6 protein-coding genes are annotated in these 5,182 nt (G+C 59.6%); all 6 read left to right on the top strand.

The window, feature by feature from the left end:
* A partial coding sequence (locus tag RTK32_RS18660) for a hypothetical protein (RefSeq protein WP_312046603.1) occupies positions 1–334 on the top strand: 334 nt, incomplete at its 5' end.
* A 415-nt stretch (positions 335–749) separates the two neighbouring features.
* A complete protein-coding gene (locus tag RTK32_RS18655; protein ID WP_312046601.1) occupies positions 750–1,061 on the top strand; it encodes a hypothetical protein in 312 nt (103 codons plus the stop codon).
* A gap of 483 nt (positions 1,062–1,544) precedes the next feature.
* Entirely contained in the window at positions 1,545–2,456 is a 912-nt protein-coding gene (locus tag RTK32_RS18650) for a polyprenyl synthetase family protein (protein WP_312046600.1), read from the top strand.
* 21 nt (positions 2,457–2,477) lie between these two features.
* Complete coding sequence (fni, locus tag RTK32_RS18645) at positions 2,478–3,521, top strand: type 2 isopentenyl-diphosphate Delta-isomerase (RefSeq protein WP_312046598.1); 1,044 nt, start codon at positions 2,478–2,480, stop codon at positions 3,519–3,521.
* Positions 3,518–4,783 carry a glycosyltransferase gene (locus RTK32_RS18640; RefSeq protein WP_312046597.1) on the top strand — a complete coding sequence of 422 codons (1,266 nt, stop codon included), beginning with the start codon at positions 3,518–3,520 and terminating at the stop codon, positions 4,781–4,783. The genes fni and RTK32_RS18640 overlap by 4 nt, the downstream gene beginning before the upstream one ends.
* A partial coding sequence (locus RTK32_RS18635) for a lycopene cyclase family protein (protein WP_312046595.1) occupies positions 4,780–5,182 on the top strand: 403 nt, incomplete at its 3' end. The genes RTK32_RS18640 and RTK32_RS18635, both read left to right, overlap by 4 nt.

The following is a 5,182-nucleotide window of genomic DNA, read 5'->3' as shown; positions in this document are numbered from 1 at the left end:
ACCGTATAAAGGAGAAAATCGTGTTGAAAAGTTTGGTTCTGGGGCGGCTCAGTCTCCCAATGACATTCTGGGGATGAGGCTTCTGTGGTGGGCTGTTTATCGGCCTTGCAGGTATGGCAGGGATCCGGGCCGGATACGTCGCTTTTGTACCGCTGCTCTACGTATTGAAAGTCATTCTCTTCAGTGCCGTCCTTTCCGGCCTGACATTTATTTTGCGCAAGAAGATCACTTTTTTAGGCACTATTGCATTTTTTATTGCTCTGATACAGGTGGTTATGTGCAGCGTGATGGCGGTAGGGCTCTTTCCTATGCTTTACAGGTGAATGCAGGGTGAAAAGAGGGCCACTGGCCAATCGGGACGCTTCGTTTACAGACAAATGCTTGCGTGTTGACCCGCATGCTGCTTCAAACAGACCAGCGGAACAGGGCTGGCCGCGGCAACGTTCAGGAGGGCACCTCGGCCCTTAACTGTAAAAATAATCAGCCAGGCCGGTCTCTGGTTCACCCCGAGCCTGTGGCAAGGCCTGCTGTTCATTCATCGTGTTTCGTTGGGTATTTTTAGCAATGCCCACTGGGTGTGTATGACGTTGTTGCCGCATCAATGACGGCTGCATAAGTCACCGTGCTGTAGACGCCCCCTAAAACAGGCTTAAATCTGTTTCGAACAACAGGCCTGCCCGTCAGAAAGCTCGCCCTGAATGACCGACCAATGGTAGGGTGACCTTTTGCCGCTAACAGGAGAAAGGCCCATGATTGTAAGGACCTGGCACGGTTGTGTTCCCCTTAAATACGCAGAAGGTTTTGCTCAACATCTTCAAAAGACAGGCGTTGACCATTCAAAGAGCATCGCGGGAAACCGGGGCGCAGTAGTCCGACGGGAAACCCAAAACGGTTGGGAACATTTTTTTCTGGCTACTTACTGGGACGATCTACAGGCGGTAAAGGCATTTGCCGGAGAAGACTATCACGTAGCGGTCACTTACCCGGACGACGAAGCCTTCGAGCTACTTTCCGATCCCTACGTTTTTCAACATGTTGTGCAGACCGTTTCGCCGCTATAGCCTGATGCCCATCAATACACGTGAGCTTTCCGGATCCCGCTTTTGGTTTACGCTGAAGCGCGACAGTTCGCCTTTGGCTGCCTGGCAGGATAAGGCCGGGCGGGTAAAACGGCAGGGCGACTATAAGCGATGCCGCCCGATCCGGGAAGCTTGTCGCCGGCCGCTCCTTTGGCACACGGCTCTTTTCCCTTATTCAGTCTTAAGCGCATTCAACCGCGGCGGTACTCACGCCATCTCGTCTGTGGCAAAGCCATCATCGACTTCCTGCCTGGCGGCATTGTTCTCCACCAGCGGCGGCGCGCATCAGGCTGGGAAAAAAATCCCCCTTTTCTGGGGGGGAAGCCAGCAAATTATCAATAATACTCTAGGCTTAACAGAAATAGCGTTAGCTCTCATGAGCATAACCGTCGTCGCCCGGACGAAAAAAGGGCGAGCGGGCCATGACGGTCTCTTATTTATTCACTCGTTATGACGGGAAAACCAGTGACGGCAACTATAACCAACGCGAAAGAATCACTGAGTCAGGAAAGCGAACTGCGGGCGCTGCGCGACGCGCTGCATCAGCGTCTTGACCAGCTCCTGCCCGCGGGTGGCGAACGCGACCGGGTCGGCGCGGCGATGCGTGAAGGTGCGCTGGCACCGGGCAAGCGTATTCGACCTTTACTGCTGCTGCTGGCGGCATACGATCTGGGCTGCGACAAAAATCATCCGGGGCTGCTCGATCTCGCCTGTGCGGTAGAGATGGTGCATGCCGCTTCGCTGATGCTGGATGATATTCCCTGTATGGATAATGCGGCACTGCGGCGCGGAAGGCCCACCATTCATCGCCAGTTTGGTCAGGACGTGGCGATCCTCGCGGCGGTGGCGCTGCTCAGCAACGCTTTTGGCGTGGTGGCGGCTGCCGAAGGGTTGTCGGATGCCTGCCGTACCCAGGCGGTAGCGGAGCTTTCTGCTGCCGTGGGCTTACAGGGGCTGGTTCAGGGACAGTTTCGCGACCTTAACGAAGGTGCCACGGCGCGCAGCGAAGAAGCGATAGCCGACACCAACGATCTGAAAACCAGCATGCTATTCAGCGCGACGCTGCAAATCGCGGCGCTGGCGGCAGAAGCTACGCCGGACGTGCGTCAAAAGCTGGGCTGCTTTGCCCGGGATTTGGGGCAAGCTTTTCAACTCCTCGACGATCTGGCGGACGGCTGTAGCGGCACGGGTAAAGATATCAATAAAGACGCCGGGAAATCGACGCTGGTGGCGCTGCTGGGGGCCGAGGCGGTGCGCTCACGCCTGCATGAGCATCTCAATAGTGCCGATCAGCACCTCTCCGTCTGCCAGCACGGCCTGGCGACGCGGCGTTTTATGCATAGCTGGTTTAGCCAGCAGCTGGCGACCTTTAGTTAAGTGTTCACAAACGGAGCGTGAATGAAGGACGCGAACCTTATACAGCGTAAAAATGACCACCTTGATATCGTCCTTAATCCGGCTGCCGACGCCCGCAAAAGCCGCACTGGATTTGAACACTGGCACTTTGAACACTGCGCGCTGCCCGAACTGGATCTGGACAGCATCGATCTTGGCACCACGCTGTTCGGCCGTCAGCTACAGGCACCGTTGCTGATTAGCTCAATGACCGGCGGGGCCGCTCGCGCTCGCGACATCAATCTTAATCTGGCTCGTACGGCGCAGACGCTGGGGCTGGCTATGGGCGTTGGCTCACAGCGCGTGGCGCTGGAAAGCGACGTCAGCTTTGGCCTGACCAGCGAACTGCGCGCCATCGCGCCGGATATCCCGCTGTTGGCAAATCTCGGCGCAGCGCAAATTCACGGCCAGCGCGGCCTGGATTACGCCCGCCGCGCGGTGGATATGATCCAGGCAGATGCGCTAATCGTTCACCTTAATCCGCTGCAGGAAGCGTTGCAGGAAGGCGGCGACCGCGACTGGCGCGGCGTGCTGGCGGCGATCGCGCTGCTGGTGAAGCAGCTTGATGTGCCGATAGTGGTGAAAGAAGTCGGCGCAGGGATCTCACCTGCCGTGGCGCAACGCCTGAACGAAGTGGGCGTCTCAATGATTGATGTGGCGGGCGCGGGCGGCACCAGCTGGGCGGCCGTTGAAGCGGAAAGGGCATCGCGTCCTGAACTGCGCGCCATGGCGATGGCGTTTGCCGACTGGGGTATCCCAACGGCCGACGCGCTACACCATATTCACGCTGCGTTGCCGACTCTGCCACTTATCGCCTCCGGCGGCATTGCTAACGGCATCGATGCCGCGAAAGCGGTGGCGCTGGGCGCCGATCTGGTGGGGCAGGCGGCCGCGGTGCTGGCTAGCGCCAGTGCCTCTTACGAGGCGACCGTGACGCACTTTCAGACCGTTATCGCCCAGCTCAGGATTGCCTGCTTTTGTACCGGCAGTGCCAGCCTGGCGGACCTGCGCCAGGCAAAGCTATCCCGCAACAGGAGCGAAGCATGAGTCATTACGCCGTGGTTGCGCCGCCGCTGTACAGCCACTGGCAGGCTCTACAGGCGCTGGCGCAGGCGCTGATTGACCGGGGCCATCAGATTACGTTTATTCATCAGGCCGAGGCGGGCGCGCTGCTCAGCGATCCGCGTATCGCTTTTGAGGCTGTCGGTCAGGATTCCCATCCACCCGGCAGCCTGGCCCGTACGCTCAGGCTGGCCGCTTCACCTGCGGGCGTGTCGCTGTTCGCGCTGATTAAAGATATGTCCCGTGCTACGGATATGCTGTGTCGCGAACTGCCGCCTGTGTTAAAAAAATTGCAGGTAGACGGGCTGATTGTCGATCAGATGGAGGCGGCTGGCGGGCTGGTAGCGGAAGGGCTGGCGCTGCCTTTTGTCTCGGTCGCCTGCGCGCTGCCGGTTAACCGCGAGCCGGGCATGCCGCTGCCGGTAATGTCCTTCAGTTACGGTACCGACCTGCGCGCGCAAAAACTGTTTCGCACCAGCCAGCGCATCTATGACTGGATGATGCGTAGCCACGGTCGCGTGATTGCGCGCCACGCCGAGCGCTTCGGCCTGACACCGCGTACCGGGCTGCATGAATGCCTGTCGCCGCTGGCGCAAATCAGCCAGACGGTGCCCGCGCTGGACTTTCCTCGTCACGCGCTGCCCGCCCATTTTTATCCGGTCGGGCCGCTGCGGCCGTCCTCCACGCAGCAGCGTTTTTGGCCGCTGCTTTCTTCGCGACCCTTTGTTTTCGCCTCGTTAGGCACGTTGCAGGGGCATCGCTTTCGCCTGTTTAAGACCATCGCACGCGCCTGCCGACGTCTGCACGTGCAGCTGCTGATCGCCCATTGCGGTGGCCTGACCCGCAGCCAGGAGGCGCAGCTGGAAGCCTGCGGCGCATACTGGGTGACGGATTTTGCCGATCAGCTGAGCGTTATGCAGCAGGCGCAGGCTGTTATCACCCATGGCGGGCTGAATACGGTGGTGGATGCCGTCAGCAGCTCCACGCCCATCCTGGCCGTGCCCATCGCTTTCGATCAGCCCGGCGTTGCGTCTCGCGTGGTGTGGAATGGACTTGGCCACCGCGTTTCCCGTTTCGCCAGCAGTAAAAAGATGGCAAAACAGCTGGCTGCGTTGCTTCAGGACACGCGTTGTTCTCCCAACATGACCGAGGCGCAGCGGCAGCTGCGCCAGGCGGGCGGATCGCAAAGGGCGGCGGATATTGTGGAAAAGGCAATGGGTGCGGAAAGGATTGAGGCAACAGGATGACGAATTGGGATGTAATTCTGGTGGGCGGTGGCCTGGCAAACGGCCTGATAGCCTGGCGGCTACGCCAGCGGCAGCCTGGCCTGAAGGTGTTGATGCTGGAGGCGGGCGAACGTGCAGGCGGCAATCACACCTGGTCTTTTCACGAAGACGACTTAACGCCCGCACAACATGAGTGGCTGGCGCCACTGGTGGCGCACCGCTGGCAGGGTTACGAGGTACGCTTTCCTCGCTTCACCCGCACGCTGCCAGGCGGCTACCTTAGCGTGACGGCAGAAAGCTTTGCCCGGGCGCTGGAAACGGCGCTGGGAGAAAATCTCCTGACGTCGTGCGCGGTGAATGACATCACGCCGCACGGCGTTACGCTGGCCGACGGCCTCACGCTGCACGCTGAAGCCGTTA

The organism is Erwinia sp., from assembly GCF_031978025.1.
GTDB lineage: Bacteria > Pseudomonadota > Gammaproteobacteria > Enterobacterales > Enterobacteriaceae > Erwinia.
This window is presented reverse-complemented; position numbering and strand designations above follow the sequence as displayed.

Bases quoted from the DNA above. Each gene is read 5' to 3' on its own strand.
- RTK32_RS18640 (WP_312046597.1), top strand. From the start codon at position 3,518: ATGAGTCATTACGCCGTGGTTGCGCCGCCGCTGTACAGCCACTGGCAG.
- RTK32_RS18655 (WP_312046601.1), top strand. From the start codon at position 750: ATGATTGTAAGGACCTGGCACGGTTGTGTTCCCCTTAAATACGCAGAA.
- fni (WP_312046598.1), top strand. From the start codon at position 2,478: ATGAAGGACGCGAACCTTATACAGCGTAAAAATGACCACCTTGATATC.